Here is a 17,283-nt window from a genome sequence, read left to right as displayed (position 1 = left end):
GGGTCCTTTCACGGCACGCGGGGCGCACCGAGGGTGTGCGGCGCGGTCAGCGCTGGTAGTTGGGGGCTTCCACCGTCATGGTGATGTCGTGCGGGTGGGACTCCTTGAGCCCCGCCGGAGTGATCCGCACGAAGCGTCCCTTGTGCTTGAGCTCCGCGATGTCGTGGGCGCCCACGTAGAACATGGTCTGGCGCAGGCCGCCGTCCAGCTGGTGCAGCACCGAGGCCAGCGGACCGCGGTAGGGCACCTGGCCCTCGATCCCCTCGGGGATGAGCTTCTCGTCGTCGGAGACGTCCGCCTGGAAGTAGCGGTCCTTGGAGTAGGACGTGTTCTTCCCCCGGGACTGCATGGCGCCGAGCGAGCCCATGCCGCGGTAGGCCTTGTACTGCTTGCCCGACACGAAGACCAGCTCGCCCGGGGACTCGTCGCACCCGGCCAGCAGGGAGCCGAGCATCACGGAGTCGGCACCGGCCACGAGCGCCTTGCCGATGTCACCGGAGTGCTGCAGCCCGCCGTCCGCGATCAGCGGAACACCCGCGGGAATGGTCACCTGCGCGGCCTCGTTGATCGCGGTCACCTGGGGCACGCCCACGCCCGCGATGATGCGGGTGGTGCAGATGGAGCCCGGGCCCACGCCCACCTTCACGGCGTCCGCCCCGGCGTCCACGAGGGCCTGGGCCCCGGCGCGTGTGGCGGCCTGACCCCCGATCACGTCCACGTGGTCCGCGGCGGACTCCTTCTTGAGCCGCGCGATCATCTCCAGCACGCCCTGGGAGTGGCCGTTCGCGGTGTCGATGAACAGCGCGTCCACGCCGGCCTCCACGAGCGTCATGGCCCGCTCCCAGCCGTCGCCGAAGAAGCCCACGGCCGCACCCACGCGCAGCCGGCCCTCATCGTCCTTGGTGGCCAGCGGGTACTGCTCGGCCTTGGTGAAGTCCTTGACCGTGATGAGCCCCGTGAGCCGGTCGTGCTCGTCCACGAGCGGCAGCTTCTCGATCTTGTGCTTCGCGAGCAGCGCGTGGGCCTCGTCCTTGCCCATCCCCACCCTGCCCGTGACCAGGGGCATGGGGGTCATGACGTCGCGCACCAGGCGGGTCTCGAAGTCGCTCTCCGGCAGGTAGCGGGTGTCCCGGTTGGTGATGATGCCCAGCAGCTTCTGGTCCTGGTCCACCACGGGCAGCCCGGAGACCTTGAAGTACCCGCACAGCCGGTCCAGCTCCGCCAGCGTGGCGTCCGGGGCGACGGTCACGGGGTTGGTGATCATCCCGGACTCGCTGCGCTTGACGCGGTCCACGTGGTCCGCCTGGTCCTGGACGGACAGGTTGCGGTGGATCACGCCCATGCCGCCCTGGCGGGCCATGGAGATCGCCATCGCGGACTCCGTGACGGTGTCCATCGCCGCGGAGAGCACGGGGGCCTCCAGGGTGATCCGGCGCGAGAGGCGCGTCCGCGTCGAGGCGTCCGAGGGGATCACGTCCGTGTTGCCCGGCAGCAGCAGGACGTCGTCGTAGGTCAGTCCGGTGAAGCCGAACGGGTCGTCCATCAGGGCAGTGGGCACGTTGTCAGACACGAAGGGTCCCTTCCACACGAGGTTGTCCCCACCAGTCTACGGGCCACTCCCGGCAGCGCCCGAGCCGCACCGTCGCTGCGAGCGCCGTGGGCGACGACGCCGCCGCACTCCCGCGCGCGCCGGTTCGGGAACCTCCGGGAGCCGGGAAACGCCGCTGGCGTGGGACCACCGGGGTGGGCCCACGCCAGGGGCGTTGCGCCGTCAGCGGGACGGAACGGGGATCAGTCCTCGTCCTTCTTCTCGGCCACGAGCGTCTCCGTGGTCAGCACGAGTGCTGCGATGGAGGCGGCGTTCTGCAGCGCGGAGCGGGTGACCTTGACGGGGTCGATGATGCCCGCGGAGAGCAGGTTCTCGTACTCGCCGGTCAGCGCGTTGTAGCCGTTGCCGGGCTCCAGCTCCGCCACGCGGGAGGCCACCACGTTGCCGTCCTGGCCCGCGTTCTCCGCGATCCAGCGCAGCGGCTGGGTCAGGGCGCGGCGCACGATGTTCACGGCCGTGGCGGCGTCGCCGGACAGGCCCAGGTCCGTGCCCTCGAGGGACGTGGACGCGTGCACGAGCGCCGAACCGCCGCCGGCCACGATGCCCTCCTCGAGCGCGGCGCGCGTGGAGGACACCGCGTCCTCGATGCGGTGCTTGCGCTCCTTCTGCTCCACCTCGGTGGCGGCGCCCACCTTGATCACGGAGATGCCGCCGGCGAGGCGCGCCAGGCGCTCCTGCAGCTTCTCGCGGTCCCACTCGGAGTCCGTGCGGGCGATCTCGGAACGGATTTCCGCGACGCGCTCGGCCACGGCCTCGGAGGACCCGGCACCGTCCACGAGCGTGGTCTGGTTCTTGGTCACGGTGATCCGGCGGGCGGAGCCCAGCTGGGAGAGCTCCACGCCCTCGAGCGAGATGCCGAGCTCGGGGGTGATCACGGTGGCGTCCGTGAGCACCGCGAGGTCCTGCATGATCGCCTTGCGGCGGTCGCCGAAGCCGGGAGCCTTCAGTGCCACGACGTCCAGCGTGCCGCGCAGCTTGTTGACCACCAGGGTGGACAGGGCCTCGCCCTCGACGTCCTCCGCGATGATGGTCAGCGGCTTCTTGGCCTGCAGCACTTTCTCCAGCACGGGCATGAGGTCCTGGATGGAGGAGATCTTGCCCTGGAACAGCAGCACGAAGGTGTCGTCCAGGACGGCCTCCTGGCGCTCCTGGTCCGTGATGAAGGACGGGGACAGGTAGCCCTTGTCGAACTGCATGCCCTCGGTGACGTCCAGCTCCACCTCGGTGGAGGAACCGTCCTCGATGGTGATGACGCCGTCCGTCCCCACGGTCTCGAAGGCGCGGGCGATCAGCTCGCCGATCTCCTCGGACTGCGCGGAGATCGCGGCCACGTGGGCCACGTCCTTGCCCTCCACGGGGCGGGCGTTGTCCAGCAGGCGCTGGGACACCGTGGCCACGGCGGCCTCGACGCCGCGCTTGATGTCGCTCGGGGCGGCACCCGCCGCCACGTTGCGCAGGCCCTCCCTCACGATGGCCTGCGCGAGCACGGTGGCGGTGGTGGTGCCGTCACCGGCGACGTCGTTGGTCTTGGTGGCCACCTCCTTGGCCAGCTGCGCGCCGAGGTTCTCGTACGGGTCGTCGAGCTCCACCTCGCGGGCAATGGTCACGCCGTCGTTGGTGATCGTGGGGGCGCCCCACTTCTTGTCCAGCACCACGTTGCGGCCGCGGGGGCCGAGGGTGACCTTGACGGTGTCGGCCAGGCGGTTCACGCCGGACTCGAGTGCTTTGCGAGCGGTGTCGTTGAACACCAACTGCTTGGGCATGTGTGCTCCTTAGGAATGCGTGCGGAACGAAGAGACGTGCGCGGTGCCCGTGCGGCCCGCTTCCTGGCGGACGTCACGGGCACCGCGCACGAAGAGACGGTGGAGAAGCTACTTCTCGATGACGGCGAGCACGTCGCGTGCCGGGAGCACCAGGTACTCCTCGCCGTTGTACTTGACCTCGGTTCCGCCGTACTTGGAGAAGATGACCAGGTCACCCTCCTTGACGTCCACGGGGATGCGGTTGCCCTTGTCGTCCACGCGGCCCGGGCCCACGGCCAGGACGGTGCCCTCCTGGGGCTTCTCCTTGGCGGTGTCCGGGATGACCAGACCGGAAGCGGTGGTCTGTTCAGCGGCCAGCGGCTGAACCACGATGCGATCCTCGAGAGGCTTGATGGAGACCGACACGATCTCTCCCTTTCTTCTAGGCGTGTGAGACTGTGCGTCCTCGCGGTGCCACGGGGTCCCGCGGCGGAGGACGGCACAGGCCAGTTGGCGTACCAACCGTCGTCGCGGTGCCGATTGAGCGCCTGGCCTTTTAGCACCCTCACCATGAGAGTGCCAACAAGAACTGTAGGGACGCGCCCCGCGCCCGGTCAAGGCGCGCCGCGCCCGCTCCCCTGTGGGCTGAAACGCCGCGGACGACGCCGCCAGCGCGCCGGTGCGCGCCCGGTCCACCACCCGCGGGGACCGCCACGGCCGCGGTCGGCCACCTGTCCGGACCCTCACCGCTGCGGCGCGCCAGGGCGCCGCGCCGGGCCCCTGCACAGCCCCACCCAACACGCCACCCCTCCCCGCGCCGTGGTGTGATGGAACCGTGAACTCCCCCACCGAACCTGACGACGCCGAGACCCGCGGCCTCGCCCGCCTGCTGACTCCGGAGGGCATGGCCCTGCTCGACTCCCTGGGTCCGTACGACCCGGACTCCTCCCTGTCCCTCTCGAAGTCCCTGCGGGCGCAGGGCCACGATCCCGAGCTGGTCTCCGCCGCCCTCACGCAGTCCAGGCTGCGCGCGAAGGCCCGGACCAAGTTCGGGGACTTCGCCCGGCACATGGTGTTCACCCGCGACGGCGTGGAGCAGGCCACGCGCTGGTCCGTGGCCGCGCTGCACGCCCAGCGCTTCGCCCAGGCGGGGATCCGCCACGTGGTGGACCTCGGCTGCGGGGTGGGCGCGGACTCCCTGGCGCTGGCAGCCCTGGAGCGCACCGTCACCGCGGTCGAGCGGGACCCGGTCACCGCTGCGGCGGCCACCCTCAACCTCACGGGATGGCCCGGAGCCCGGGTGGTGTGCGCGGCTGCCGAGTCGCTGGACCTGGCCGCGCTGGAGAACGGCGCCGCCGACGGCGTCTGGCTCGACCCCGCCCGCCGGGTCACCGGCGCGGGCGGCACCCGCCGCGTCTTCGACCCCGAGGCGTTCTCCCCTCCCCTCTCGTTCGTCACCGGCCTGGCGCGGCGCGGCCTCGCGGTGGGCGCCAAGATCGGCCCGGGCATCCCCCACGACCACGTCCCCGAGGACGCGGAGGCACAGTGGATCTCCGAGCGCGGGGACGTGGTCGAGGCCGTGCTGTGGTTCAACGCCGTGCGCCGCCCGGGCGTCGCCCGCGCCGCCCTGGTGCTGGGCCACGACGCCGCCGGGTCGGGTGCCCCGGCCTCGGAGCCCACCGCTGAAACCGGCGCCGGAAACCACGAAACAGGGAGCGCGGCGAACGGCGGCACCGGGGGCGGGAGCGGCGCGGACGGCAACGGCACCCCGGGAGGCGACCGTGCGGCGTCGTCCGCGGCGGAGCTGACGTCCGACTCGTGGCAGTCCCCGCCCCCGGAGGGCGACCTGCTGGGCCCCGTGGGGCGCTACCTCTACGAGCCCGACGGCGCCGTGATCCGCGCGGGGCTCGTCACGGACCTCGCCGAGCGCCTCGGCGCCCACCTGGTGCACCCGAGCATTGCGTACCTCTCCTCGGACACCCTGGTGCGGACCCCGCTGGCCCGGGCGTACGAGGTGCGCGAGGTGCTGCCCCACACCGTGAAGGTGCTGCGCCGGTGGGTGAAGGAGCAGGACGTGGGCACGCTGGAGATCAAGAAGCGCGGCACGGACGTGACCCCCGAGCAGCTGCGCCGCCAGCTCGCCCCGAGGGGCACCCGGCGGGCGACCCTCGTGATGACCCGACTCGCGGAGGCCGGTGCGGAGCGTCGCGTGGTGCTCGCCGTTAACCCCCTACACTGATACTCCCTGTGCTCGGACAGCGGGCAGCACGTGGCAGGACAGCATCTTCCGGTTCAGCACGCAGCCGCCGTTCCCGGCGCACCCACGAGAGGACCACGCCGTGCACATTGATTTCGAGACCTCGGAGAACTCCACCCTGGGCGTGGAGTGGGAAGTGGCCCTCGTGGACCGCACCACGGGTGAGCTCGCGCAGCGCGCCGAGGAGGTCCTGGACGCCGTCGTGGGGAAGTACCCCGAGCTCGGGGAGGAGGGCGACCACCCCCAGGTCACGGGAGAGTTCCTGCAGAACACCGTGGAGATGGTCACCGGCGTGTGCAGCTCCGTGCCGGAGGCCGTGGAGCACCTCTCCCAGACGCAGGACCGGATCCGGGAGGTCACCGACCCCCGCTCCCTGGAGATCTTCGCCGCGGGCACGCACCCGTTCTCGGACTGGACGGACCAGCCCGTGGTGGACGCGGAGCGCTACTACAAGGTGCTGGACCGCGCCCAGTACTGGGGCCGCCAGATGGTGATCTTCGGGATGCACGTGCACGTGGGCATCGACCACCGGGACAAGGCCCTGCCCGTGCTGGACGGGCTCATGAACTACTACCCCCACCTGCTGGCCCTGTCCGCGAACTCCCCGTACTGGTGCGGGCACGACACCGGCTACGCGTCCCACCGCGCGCTGATCTTCCAGCAGCTCTCCACTGCCGGGCTGCCCTTCCACTTCGACTCGTGGAGCGAGTACGAGTCCTACGTGGCGGACCTGATCGCCACCGGCGTGATCGAGGAGATCTCCGAGAACCGCTGGGACATCCGCCCCGTTCCGCGCTTCGGCACGGTGGAGATGCGCGTGTGCGACGGGCCCTCCACCCTGCGCGAGGTGGGGGCGCTCGCCGCGCTCACGCAGTGCCTCGTGGAGTCCTTCTCCCGCACCCTGGACGCCGGTGACCCCATCCCCGTGATGCCGCCGTGGCACCACCAGGAGAACAAGTGGCGCGCCGCCCGCTACGGGCTGGACGCCGAGGTGATCCGCAACGCCCGGAACCAGCAGCGCCTGGTGCGGGAGGACCTGAGCGAGCTGCTCAACCGCCTGGAGCCGCTCGCCGCCGAGCTGGGCTGCGCCACCGAGCTCGGCCACGTGGAGACCATGATGGAGCGGGAGGCCGGCTACGAGCGGCAGCGCCGGATCGCGCAGGAGAACGGCGGGGACCTGCGCTCGGTGGTCATGGACATCGTGGCGCAGAACCGCGAGATCCGCTGAGTCCCGGCCCTGTGGGGCCTCAGGGGCCGGTACCGGCCCCCGAGGGCTCAGGTCCCAGCGGGCACGGACACCGTGGTCACGGGCAGTCCCGGATCGGCGGTGAAGGAGAGGCCCGTGGGGGCCACCCCGGAGGACACGAGCCGCGAGCCGAGAGCCGCCACCATTGCGCCGTTGTCGGTGCACAGGGACAACGGGGGAACCACCACGCGGATGCCGTGCTCGGCGCAGCGCGCGGTCACGAGCTCCCGCAGCCGCGAGTTCGCGGCCACTCCCCCGCCCATGAGCAGCGTCGTGATCCCGTGCTCGGTGCACGCCAGCACCGTCTTGCGGGAGATCACGTCCACCACGGACTCCTGGAAGCTCGCGGCCACGTCCGCCACGGGAACCGGGGTTCCCGCCGCCTCGAAGGCCTCCACCACGCGGGCCACTGCCGTCTTCAGCCCGGAGAAGGACAGGTCGTAGCGGTGTGGGCCGGGATTGTCCGCGGAGCCCATGTACTTGCCTGCGGTGAGTCCGCGCGGGAACCGGAACGCCTCGGGGTCGCCCTCCTTCGCCGCGGCGTCGATGGCCGGGCCCCCGGGGTAGGCGAGGCCGAGCAGCCGGGCCACCTTGTCGTAGGCCTCGCCCGCGGCGTCGTCGATGGTGGCGCCGAGCAGCCGGACGTCGCCGACGATGTCGTGCACCGCGAGGATCTCGGTGTGGCCCCCGGAGACCAGCAGCGCCCCCAGGTGGTCGGGCAGCTCGTCCGTGCCGTCCAGCAGGCCCACACCCACGTGGGCCACGAGGTGGTTGATCGCGTAGAGGGGTTTTCCGGTGGCCACCGCGAGCGCCTTCGCCGCGGCCACCCCCACCATGAGGGCGCCGGCCAGGCCGGGCCCCGAGGTCACGGCGATCGCGTCGATCTGCTCCAGTGTGACGTCCGCCTCCGCGAGTGCGGCGCGCACCGCGGGCACGAACGCCTCCAGGTGGGCGCGCGAGGCGATCTCGGGGATGACGCCGCCGAAGCGCACGTGCTCCGCCATGGAGGAGGACACCGTGTTGGTCAGCAGCTCGGTGCCGCGCACGATGCCCACCCCGGTCTCGTCGCACGAGGACTCGATGCCCATCACGAGGGACTCAGCGGTGTTCATGGATGGTCCTTCCGTCCGCGCTGCGCTCGTCCCGCCCGGCGGGGAGCAGCTCGCAGCGCATGATGAGGGCGTCGTGGCCCGGGCCGTAGTAGTGGGCGCGGGTGTGGATGTGCCGGTAGCCGAAGCGCCGGTAGAGCGCCTGGGCACGCGGGTTGTCGGCGCGGACCTCGAGCATCATCTCGGTGGCTCCGGCGTCCACTGCGGCCTCGTGCAGCACCCGCAGCAGTGCGCTACCCAGCCCGTTGCCCTCGTGCTCCGCGGCCACCGCGATGGTCTGCACGTCCCCCACGGGCGGGATGCACATCATCCCCGCGTAGGCCACCACCTCCCGGTCCCGCGTGATCACCCAGTAGCGGCGGGTGGGGTGCGCGAGCTCCTCGTCGAACATGGTCCGCGGCCACGCGTCCTCGGGGAACAGTTCGGTCTCCAGGGCGTGCACGCGGTCCAGGTCCCCCGGCTGCATGGCCCGCAGGGCGTACCCGGCGGGGATCGACGCCGCCGCGCCCCCGGCTCCGGGGCCGCTCACGCCGGGGTCCGCTTCACGGAGGCGGGCACCTTGGCGTCGGAGTCCCGCAGGTAGAGGGGCGCGGTGTCCGTGGACAGCGTCTCCCCGCGGCTCGTGAGCGCCCACGCCGCGCGGGCGAGGTCCGCGGCGGTGGGGTGCAGGTCCATGGTGCCGGGGACCGCGCGGGCCAGCCGGTCCGGGTAGAGCCCGGTTCCGGGCCCCACGCTCGCCACTGCGGGGACGTCCTCGGCGGGGCCCACCCGGGGGGCAGAGGCGGGAACGGCCCGCACGCCGTCGTCGTCCGTGCACACGGTGTAGGCGCGCCAGTACAGCTCCTTGCGGCGCGCGTCCGTGACCACGGCGAACTCCGTCGCCCCCTGCTCGGTGAGCAGCGGGGCGGCACGGTGCGCGGCGGCGTCGAGCGAGCACAGCCCGTGGACCGGCAGGCCCCACGCGAAGCCCAGGGTGCGGGCGGTGACCAGACCGGCGCGCAGACCCGTGAAGGGCCCGGGGCCCGTGCCCACCAGGACGGCGTCCAGCGACCGTCCCGTGAGCCCCTCGGCGGCCAGCAGCTCGTGAACCGCGGGGGCCAGCGCCTCCGCGTGGGAGCGGGTGTCCGTGGTGGCGGTCTCCCGCAGCACCTCACCGTCACGGGACAGCGCCACGGAGGCGATCGACGCGGAATCCAGACTCAGCACAAGCACCCGGACAGTCTAGTCCCGGATGCGCGAAGCCCCTCCGGGCGCTCCCGTTGGGGAGGCGCGGAGGGGCTTCGCGGAGAGAGTTCGCGCGGCGTCGCGGCTGCGGGCGAGGCCGCCGCCGATGCGCGGGCCGACGGCGCCCGCCGCCAGCCCGCTGCCGGGTCGCCTACTCCTGGGTGGCCAGGCGCTGCGCGGCGCGGGCGTCGCTGCGCTCGATCATCCCGAACAGCACGCGGTAGGTCACCAGGCCCAGCAGGGTGATGACCACCAGGAACCACAGGATGGTGGAGAAGTAGTCGCCCTCGGGGGTGCTGCCCACGCTCAGGCCGCTGAACCAGGTGGGCTTGCCGGACATCAGCGTGGCCGTGTACGCCACGCCGATCGGGGAGGCCACGTTGATCACCAGGTTGTAGAAGCCCACGGCCACGCCGGACTTCGCGGCGGGCATGAGCAGCAGCGCGCTGGACATCAGCGGCGCGTACAGCAGGCCGAAGCCCACCGAGAACATGGCCATGGCCACCACCATGGCCACGATGGACACGTTCACGAAGATCCCCGCGACCGCGAGCGCCGCCGCGAGCAGGCACAGTGCCAGGGTCACGGCCTGCTTCGAGTCCAGCCGCTTGCTGACCACGCCGGACATGGCCGCGGTGGAGGCGCCCAGGACGTAACCGGGGATGGTGAGCAGCGAGACCTTGTCCATGGCCATGCCGTGGACGCCGTGGATCGCGAACGGGAACAGGAACACGAACGCCAGGTTCACCGAGTAGATGATGAACACGATCACCAGGGCGCTCATGTAGGGGCGGTTGGTGAAGAAGGACCAGTCCACCAGCGCGCTCGGGTTGGTGCGCACGTGGCGGATGAACAGGACGCCGGCGATCACCACCGGAATCCACCACCACCACGTGAAGGCCTGCATGAACATGATCACGCCGGTGGCGATCACCGCCACGAGGAACAGCCCGTACACGTCCACACCGGAGCTGGTGTGCGCCACGTCGTCCGGCACGCGCTTCTTGATGAACGGCAGCGAGAGCACCATGAGCAGCGGCACCAGGAACATCCACGTCCAGGACACGTACGTGGCCAGGAACCCCGAGATCAGCGTGCCGATCAGCGAGGCCAGCTGGAAGGACATGTTGGAGAACCCCAGGTACTTCTTCAGCTCCACGCCCTGGAAGTGCTTGGTCACGTAGACCACGTAGAGGGTCTCCGCGGCCGCGAGGCCTGCCGTCTGGATGATGCGGCCCACGAGCACCACGCCGAAGGAGGCACTGCCCACGAAGCCGATCACCGAGCCCACCACGATGAGCCCGATGCTCAGGTACAGCAGCTTGCGGATGGCCACCGAGTCCGCGAGCGCGGAGTACACCACGGCGCCGATGCCGATCAGCACGCCCGTGAGCGTGGCCTGCAGGCTCACCGTGGACTCGCTCAGGCTCAGCGCCTGCGCCATGGGCTGGGACGTGAACTTGAAGCCCTGGTCCACCACCAGGCAGAAGATGAACAGGAACAGCAGCACGGGCACGGCCCGGCGGGGGTCCGCGCCTCCCGCACGGGAGCGCGCCGCGGCGCCCGCCCCGGTCGCCGGGACGGCCGCCGTGGGGGTCGACGCCGCACTGACGGGTCCCGCGCTCGCGGCAGCCGCGCCGCGGGGAGCCGTGCCCTCGGGACGGTCCGGGTTCTGGTCGGGGCGCGTCATCCCGTTCACAGCTCCGTCACCGTGGCGGCCAGCTCGATCATGGAGGCGAAGCCCGTCTGACGCTGCTCCGGCGTCATCTGCGCGTGGGTCACGAGGTTGTCCGAGACCGTGAACACGGCCAGGGCCTCCACCCCGGCGGCGGCCGCGTTGGCGTACAGCCCCACGGTCTCCATCTCCACCGCGAGCACACCCATGCTCGCCCAGCGCCGCGTGGTGTCGTCCTGCGCGTGGTAGAAGGTGTCGGAGGAGACCACGTTGCCCGCGTGGGCGGTCACCCCGCGCTCTCTCGCACCGCGGTACACGTGGTCCAGCAGCCGGAAGGACCCGGTGGGTGCCCACGTGCCGGGCAGGTCGAACTGGGCCAGGTAGTTGGAGTCCGTGGAGGCCGCCTGTGCGAGCACCAGGTCCCCGAGCTCCAGGCCGTCGGTGAGGCCGCCGCACGAGCCCACGCGCACCAGCTTGGTGCAGCCGAACACGTGGATCAGCTCCCAGCTGTAGAGGGCGATCGAGGGGATGCCCATGCCCGTGCCCATCACGGACAGCTCGCGGCCCCGGTAGGTTCCGGTGTAGCCGAGCATGTTGCGGACGGAGTTGAACTGCACCGCGTCCTCGAGGAACGTCTCCGCAATGAACTTCGCGCGCAACGGGTCCCCGGGCAGCAGGATCGTCTCGGCAATCGGTGCGCCGTCGGGCTTGATGTGTGGTGTCGCTGTCGGTGACAAGGCCTTCTCCTCGGATCGGTTCGCAGAGTCTGCAGACCGCCCGCGGGCCGACGACGGCGTCGGAACTCCCCCGGTGCCGTGCCGTCCGGGCGGGACGTGCAGGCTCGCTGCCAGTGTCTCACGCGGGCCCCTCCGACACGCGGGCGCACACCCCGGCGAGAGTCCCTCCGGTGCACGCGCCCGACCTCCTCCGCAGTCCCCGCCGGGGCTCCCCCGGGCCATCCGGACCGGGTCAGGACACCGGGCCGCCGTGACCGGCCGCCACGCCGGCCACTCCCGGCCGTGCTCTCACAGCGCCGGCGGCTCGCTCCACCGGGGTCCGACGCCGCGCACGGTCACCCGGCGCGGCTCGCTGCCCGCGCCGCCGTCCCCCCACTGCTCGTCGAGGTCAGCGAGGACACCGGCCAGGTCCTCGGCCGCAGGGGTTGCCGCGGCGCCGCGCGCTCGGTCGATGTCCACCACCAGGCGGGAGGGGCTGAGGTGCTCCACCTTGCCGGTTCCCCACTCCACCACGGTCACGCACGTGTCCAGGGTGTCCTCCAGGTCGATCGTGTCCACGTCCTCCGCGGTGGCCAGCCGGTACGCGTCCACGTGCACGAGGTCCGGGCCTCCCGGGTGCGGCCCGTCCGTGCGGTTCGGGTGGCGCCGGGTGAGCACGAACGTGGGCGAGATGATGCCCTCCCGCACCCCGAGTCCCGCACCGAGTCCCTGGGTGAACGTGGTCTTGCCCGCTCCGAGCTCACCGTTGAGCAGCACCAGGTCACCCGCGCGCAGGGAGCCCGCCAGTGCCTCGCCCAGCGCGCGCATCTCCTCCGGGGTCCCGGGGTGGCGGGTCAGCGCCCACTCCGGCCGCCCGGCCTGCTCCGCGTCCTCATCCCGAGCCGCGCCCTGGGCCGCGGGGGCGTCCCCGCCGTGCTCCCGGCCGCCCTGGTCTTCCGCTCCACGCGGTGCGACGACGCCGCTCACCTCCGCCGCGCGCACGTGCTCCCGCGGCACCCGGGGGGAGATCCGGGTGACCACCTCGTAGTTGATGGTCCCGGCGGCGTCGGCCCAGTCCGCGGCCGAGGGGTGACCCGCCGCGCCGAACAGCACGGCCTCGTCCCCGATCCGCACCGTCGGCTCCGACCCGGCCTTGCGCGACTCCCCCGTGACCGCGTCGCGCCCCCGGGAGAGGTCCACCACGCACTGGTCCATGGCGATCCGGCCCACCACGGGGTACACACCGGTGCCGATGTGCACCGGGGCGCCCGTGGCCACGCGCGGCACGCCGTCGGCGTAGCCCAGCGGGACCAGTGCCAGGTGCGTGGGTGCGTCCGTGCGGTAGGTGAGCCCGTAGGAGACGCCCGCACCCGCGGGGACGGCCTTGACGTTGGCCACCCGTGCACGCAGGGTCATGGCCGGGGCCAGCCCGAGGTCCGCGGGAGTGCGGTCCGCGAACGGGCTCAGCCCGTACAGCCCCAGACCCACCCGCACGGCGTCCCGCAGCATGACGTCCGGGTCCGGGAGGTCCTGGGCGGAGAGCAGACCCGGGGTGTTGGCGGCATGGACCATGCGCGGTGCGAGCCCCGCCGCGCGGGCCACGGCCACCGCACGGGTCAGGGCGTCCAGCTGCTCGGTGGTCTCGGGGCGGCCCGGCTCGTCCGCGACCGCGAGATGGGTGAAGATCCCCTCCACGGTGAGCAGCCCCTCGTCCTGGGCGCGTGCGGCACGCGCCACGAGCTCCGGCCACTGCTGCTCGGTGGCGCCGTTGCGCCCCAGTCCCGAGTCGAGCTTGAGGTGGACCACCGCGGGGGTGCCCGCCGCGCGCGCGGCGTCCAGGACGGCGTCGAGCTCCCCGCCGCTGATGCCCAGGCGGACACCGCGCGCCACGGCGGACGCGAAGTCCGTGGACGGGGTGTGCAGCCAGGCCAGCACGGGCGCGGTGATCCCGGCGTCCCGCAGCGCGAGGGCCTCGGCCACGTGCGCCGTGCCCAGCATGTGGGCCCCCGCGGCGAGCGCCGCGCGCGCCACCTCGGGCGCTCCGTGGCCGTAGGCGTCCGCCTTGACCACCGCGATCAGGGTGCGGCCGCGCGCGAGCTCCAGCAGCCGCCGCACGTTGTGCTCCACCGCGGCGAGGTCCACCACCGCACTGCGCTCGCTGGACTGCCTGTTCTGCTGGGGCGTCGTCTCACTCACGCCCACCATTGTGCCCCGCTGCGGGCCCCGGTGCGGCCGGGGCGGCCTCCGCCCTCCCCACCCGTCTCCGCACTCTGCGCCGACGCGGTCGCCGGGCCCGCACGTCTCCCCCGGCTCGCGTGCGCCCCTGCTGAGCTGCACGCCGTTGCCGGGCTGCGCCCCCATCGCGGGCGGTTCCCGGTGTCGCGGCACCGCTAGGCTGAGCCCGTGCCCTCACCCCGACCGGACCGCGTCCTGCTGCTCAGCATGCACACCTCGCCCGTCGATCAACCGGGATCAGGTGATGCGGGGGGTATGAACGTCTACGTGTGGCACCTCGCACACGCGCTCGCCCAGGCGGGCTGGCGCGTGGACGCGGCGACGCTGAACCGCCGCCCGGAGCACACCGAGGGCGTGCGCGCCGAGGAGATCGCCCCGGGCATCCGCCTGCTGTCCGTTGCCGTGCCGGGCGCAGCGGCAGCCCCCAAGGCCGAGCTCCCCCGCTTCACGGCGGACTTCGGCGCCGCCCTCGCCCGCTTCTACGCCCGGGCTTCCCAGGACGACGACGCCGCGGCGCCCCGCGTGCTCCACGCCCACTACTGGCTCTCGGCGGCGGCGGGGGTGGTGGTCTCGGAGGCGCTGAACGTGCCCCTGGTGCTCACCCTGCACACCTCGGCGGCCGCCAAGAACCTGCGCGCCGGGCCTGATGAACCCCGGGAACCCGCCGAGCGCGAGCACGCGGAACGGGACCTGGTGTCCCGGGTGTGCTGCACCGTGGTCAACACCCCCGTGGAGGGGGAGCAGCTCGTCGCGCTCTGCGGGGCGGACCCCGCGAAGGTCCGCGTGATCCCTCCCGGCGTGGACCCCGCCGTCTTCCACCCGCCCGGTGACGGACCGCAGGACCGCGGACAGCACCCCGCCCCCTTCACCGTCCTGTGCGCCGGCCGCATGCAGCCGCTGAAGGGCCAGCAGGTGCTCGTGCGGGCGCTCGGCATCCTGCGGCGTGAGCACCCGGAGGTCCCCGTGCGGCTGGTCCTCGCGGGCACCGGCTCCCCCGAGTTCCTGGAGCACCTCCGCGAGCTGGCGCGCGTGGAGGGGGTCGCGGGCGACGTCGTCTTCCGGGGATCCCTGCCCCGCCCCGAGCTCGCGCGGCTCATGGGTGCGGTGGACGCGGTGGCGGTGGCGTCGTCGTCGGAGACGTTCGGGCTGGTCGCCGTGGAGGCGCAGGCGTGCGGGACCCCGGTGCTCGCCACGGACGTGGACGGGCTGCGCTACGCCGTGCGGGACGGACGGACGGGCGTCCTGGTGCCCGGCCGGGACCCCGCCGTGTGGGCGCGGGAGCTGCTGCGCGCGGCCCGCGAGCCGCAGCGGTGGAGAGCGATGTCACAGGCCGCGGTCCGCCGTGCGCGGGAGCTGACCTGGGACGACGTCGCCGCGCAGCACGCCGCCGCGTACCGCGCCTGTGCGCCCGCACGACCCACCGCCTAAACTCGCGACTGTGACCACCGCGTACCTGAGCCGTGACTCCCTCGCCCGCTACCTGGACCGCTCCCGCATCACCGGGGCCGTGGCAACGCCCCGCGAGGCGAACCTGCGCAACATCCAGGGCTTCCTGGACGGGGACCAGCACCAGCACATGGGGGTCGAGCGAACCCGCGAGTGGACCTTCGAGTCCGTCTTCGAGCTCATGCGGGACCGCGTGGGCATCAACGACGACCCCGAGTACCTGAGCGGCCAGGACTCCATCTCCGCCCAGCTGTGCGTGACCGGGCTGGACCGCTACGCGGAGGTCTTCAGCCGCGCGGTGCAGGGCCGCAAGCGGCTGCTCTTCGCCACGGGCCACCCCTCCGGCCTCGCCCCCGTCTACGCGCGGCTCGCACGGGTGGCCCGCGCCTCCGGAGCCCGGATCATCCGCTTCGACGAGGCCCTGCCCTTCGAGGACGGGGACGTCCGGCAGGTGGAGGACGTGGTGATGGTCGAGCAGTACGGCGGGCTGCGCCACACCCACTTCCCCGAGCCCATGCAGCTGGTGCTGGAGCACCTGCGGGAGCAGGGCCGGGAGGCACCGGACCTCGTGGTCGCGGACCACGGGCTGGCGGGGTACGCGGGCTCCCGGGCCGGGCTGCCCACCATTGCGATGGGCGACTGCAACGACCCCGGGATCTTCGTGGCCGAGGCCCAGGGCCAGGTGGATGTGGTGGTCCCCCTGGACGACAACGTGGCCCCGCACCTCTACGACCCGCTGGTGGACTACGTCATCTCCCGCGCGGGACTCGCGGGCCAGGAACGGGGCTGAGCCGCAAGGGCTGAGTCGCGGTTGAACGCACGCCCCACACGCAGAACGGCGCCCGACACCGGGGCCGGGCGCCGTCGTCACAGTGTGGGCCCGGGAACTAGCGCTCCACCTCGCCGCGGATGAACTTCTCCACGTTCTCGCGGGCGGTGTCGTCGTCGAACTGCTCGGGCGGGGACTTCATGAAGTACGAGGACGCGGAGGTCAGCGGGCCGCCGATGCCCCGGTCCAGGCCGATCTTCGCCGCACGGATCGCGTCGATGATCACACCGGCGGAGTTCGGCGAGTCCCACACCTCCAGCTTGTACTCCAGGGAGATGGGGGCGTTGCCGAAACCGTGGCCCTCCAGCCGGACGAACGCGAACTTGCGGTCGTCCAGCCACCCCACGTAGTCGGACGGGCCGATGTGCACGTCCTTCGCACGCATCTCGTGCGGCACGTTGGAGGTCACGGCCTGGGTCTTGGAGATCTTCTTGGACTCCAGCCGCGAGCGCTCCAGCATGTTCTTGAAGTCCATGTTGCCGCCCACGTTGAGCTGGTAGGTGCGGTCCAGCACGTAGCCGCGGTCCTCCAGCAGCTTGGCGAGCACGCGGTGGGTGATGGTGGCCCCCACCTGGGACTTGATGTCGTCGCCCACGATCGGCAGCCCGGCGGCCGTGAACTTCTGCGCCCACTCGTCCGTGCCCGCGATGAACACGGGCAGGGCGTTGACGAACGCCACCCCGGCGTCGATCGCGGCCTGCGCGTAGAAGCGGTCCGCCTCCTCGGAGCCCACCGGGAGGTAGGAGACGAGCACGTCCACCTCACGCTCGCGCAGCACCTGCGCCACGTCCACCGGCTCGGCGTCGGACTCGGTGATGGTCTCGCGGTAGTACTGCCCCAGACCGTCCAGGGTGGGCCCACGGTCCACGGTCACGTCCAGGTGCGGGACCTTGGCGATCTCCATGGTGTTGTTCTCCCCGGCCAGGATGGCCCGGGAGAGGTCCAGGCCCACCTTGGCGGCGTCCACGTCGAACGCGGCCACGAACTGGACGTCCCGCACGTGGTAGTCGCCGAACTGCACGTGCATGAGCCCGGGCACGGAGTCGGAGGGGTCGGCGTCGCGGTAGAAGTGCACGCCCTGGATGAGCGACGTGGCGCAGTTGCCCACGCCGACAACGGCCACGCGGATGGGATGTTCGGACACGGTTCTCCTCAGTTCAGGATGGCGGCGGTCGCGCTCACGTCCCGCGCGCCG

General features: G+C 72.3%; 14 protein-coding genes. 4 read left to right on the top strand and 10 right to left on the bottom strand.

The features are described 5' to 3' along the window. Window positions 1-46: 46 nt before the first annotated feature. From guaB to groES, 3 genes are all read right to left on the bottom strand, one after another. A complete protein-coding gene (guaB, locus tag EAE32_RS04520) occupies window positions 47-1,543 on the bottom strand; it encodes an IMP dehydrogenase (RefSeq protein WP_121864787.1) in 1,497 nt (498 codons plus the stop codon). Between the two features lie 248 nt (window positions 1,544-1,791). Then, on the bottom strand, window positions 1,792-3,372 hold the full coding sequence (gene groL / locus EAE32_RS04515) for a chaperonin GroEL (RefSeq protein WP_121844875.1): 1,581 nt from the start codon (window positions 3,370-3,372) through the stop codon (window positions 1,792-1,794). 108 nt (window positions 3,373-3,480) lie between these two features. Then, on the bottom strand, window positions 3,481-3,777 hold the full coding sequence (gene groES, locus EAE32_RS04510) for a co-chaperone GroES (RefSeq protein ID WP_095798825.1): 297 nt from the start codon (window positions 3,775-3,777) through the stop codon (window positions 3,481-3,483). A 409-nt stretch (window positions 3,778-4,186) separates the two neighbouring features. On the opposite strand from groES, the gene EAE32_RS11980 reads away from it, so the two are divergent. Both EAE32_RS11980 and EAE32_RS04495 read left to right on the top strand, forming a co-directional pair. Then, on the top strand, window positions 4,187-5,590 hold the full coding sequence (locus EAE32_RS11980; protein ID WP_243635570.1) for a THUMP-like domain-containing protein: 1,404 nt from the start codon (window positions 4,187-4,189) through the stop codon (window positions 5,588-5,590). Window positions 5,591-5,690: 100 nt separating this feature from the next. Beyond that, window positions 5,691-6,836, top strand: coding sequence for a glutamate--cysteine ligase (locus EAE32_RS04495; RefSeq protein WP_121845882.1), 1,146 nt, complete (start codon window positions 5,691-5,693; stop codon window positions 6,834-6,836). A gap of 47 nt (window positions 6,837-6,883) precedes the next feature. On the opposite strand, the gene tsaD is transcribed toward EAE32_RS04495, so the two are convergent. The 6 genes from tsaD to alr form a co-directional block, all read right to left on the bottom strand. Beyond that, complete coding sequence (gene tsaD / locus EAE32_RS04490; RefSeq protein WP_121864294.1) at window positions 6,884-7,966, bottom strand: tRNA (adenosine(37)-N6)-threonylcarbamoyltransferase complex transferase subunit TsaD; 1,083 nt, start codon at window positions 7,964-7,966, stop codon at window positions 6,884-6,886. After that, window positions 7,953-8,492, bottom strand: coding sequence for a ribosomal protein S18-alanine N-acetyltransferase (rimI, locus tag EAE32_RS04485; RefSeq protein ID WP_341537793.1), 540 nt, complete (start codon window positions 8,490-8,492; stop codon window positions 7,953-7,955). The genes tsaD and rimI overlap by 14 nt, the downstream gene beginning before the upstream one ends. Next, entirely contained in the window at window positions 8,489-9,175 is a 687-nt protein-coding gene (gene tsaB, locus EAE32_RS04480) for a tRNA (adenosine(37)-N6)-threonylcarbamoyltransferase complex dimerization subunit type 1 TsaB (protein WP_121864293.1), read from the bottom strand. Before tsaB ends, rimI begins: the two co-directional genes overlap by 4 nt. A 163-nt stretch (window positions 9,176-9,338) precedes the next feature. After that, complete coding sequence (locus EAE32_RS04475; protein ID WP_121864292.1) at window positions 9,339-10,877, bottom strand: MFS transporter; 1,539 nt, start codon at window positions 10,875-10,877, stop codon at window positions 9,339-9,341. 5 nt (window positions 10,878-10,882) lie between these two features. Beyond that, complete coding sequence (gene deoD / locus EAE32_RS04470) at window positions 10,883-11,599, bottom strand: purine-nucleoside phosphorylase (RefSeq protein ID WP_121864291.1); 717 nt, start codon at window positions 11,597-11,599, stop codon at window positions 10,883-10,885. 288 nt (window positions 11,600-11,887) lie between these two features. After that, a complete protein-coding gene (gene alr, locus EAE32_RS04465) occupies window positions 11,888-13,783 on the bottom strand; it encodes an alanine racemase (protein WP_121864290.1) in 1,896 nt (631 codons plus the stop codon). A 285-nt stretch (window positions 13,784-14,068) separates the two neighbouring features. On the opposite strand from alr, the gene EAE32_RS04460 reads away from it, so the two are divergent. After that, window positions 14,069-15,241, top strand: a complete 1,173-nt coding sequence (locus tag EAE32_RS04460) for a glycosyltransferase (RefSeq protein ID WP_243635569.1) — start codon at window positions 14,069-14,071, stop codon at window positions 15,239-15,241. A 10-nt stretch (window positions 15,242-15,251) separates the two neighbouring features. After that, complete coding sequence (locus EAE32_RS04455; protein WP_121864288.1) at window positions 15,252-16,049, top strand: phosphatase; 798 nt, start codon at window positions 15,252-15,254, stop codon at window positions 16,047-16,049. Between the two features lie 97 nt (window positions 16,050-16,146). Here EAE32_RS04455 and EAE32_RS04450 read toward each other — a convergent pair whose 3' ends face one another. Further along, complete coding sequence (locus EAE32_RS04450; protein ID WP_121864287.1) at window positions 16,147-17,232, bottom strand: inositol-3-phosphate synthase; 1,086 nt, start codon at window positions 17,230-17,232, stop codon at window positions 16,147-16,149. Between the last annotated feature and the right edge of the window lie 51 nt (window positions 17,233-17,283).

It is taken from the genome of Kocuria tytonicola (assembly GCF_003687175.1).
In the GTDB taxonomy this organism is placed as follows: Bacteria; Actinomycetota; Actinomycetes; order Actinomycetales; family Micrococcaceae; genus Kocuria; species Kocuria tytonicola.
This window is presented reverse-complemented; position numbering and strand designations above follow the sequence as displayed.

Coding starts and splice junctions, on each gene's coding strand:
- guaB (WP_121864787.1), bottom strand. CDS start 1,543: ATGGACGACCCGTTCGGCTTCACCGGACTGACCTACGACGACGTCCTG.
- groL (WP_121844875.1), bottom strand. CDS start 3,372: ATGCCCAAGCAGTTGGTGTTCAACGACACCGCTCGCAAAGCACTCGAG.
- tsaD (WP_121864294.1), bottom strand. CDS start 7,966: ATGAACACCGCTGAGTCCCTCGTGATGGGCATCGAGTCCTCGTGCGAC.
- EAE32_RS04475 (WP_121864292.1), bottom strand. CDS start 10,877: ATGACGCGCCCCGACCAGAACCCGGACCGTCCCGAGGGCACGGCTCCC.
- alr (WP_121864290.1), bottom strand. CDS start 13,783: ATGGTGGGCGTGAGTGAGACGACGCCCCAGCAGAACAGGCAGTCCAGC.
- EAE32_RS04460 (WP_243635569.1), top strand. CDS start 14,069: ATGAACGTCTACGTGTGGCACCTCGCACACGCGCTCGCCCAGGCGGGC.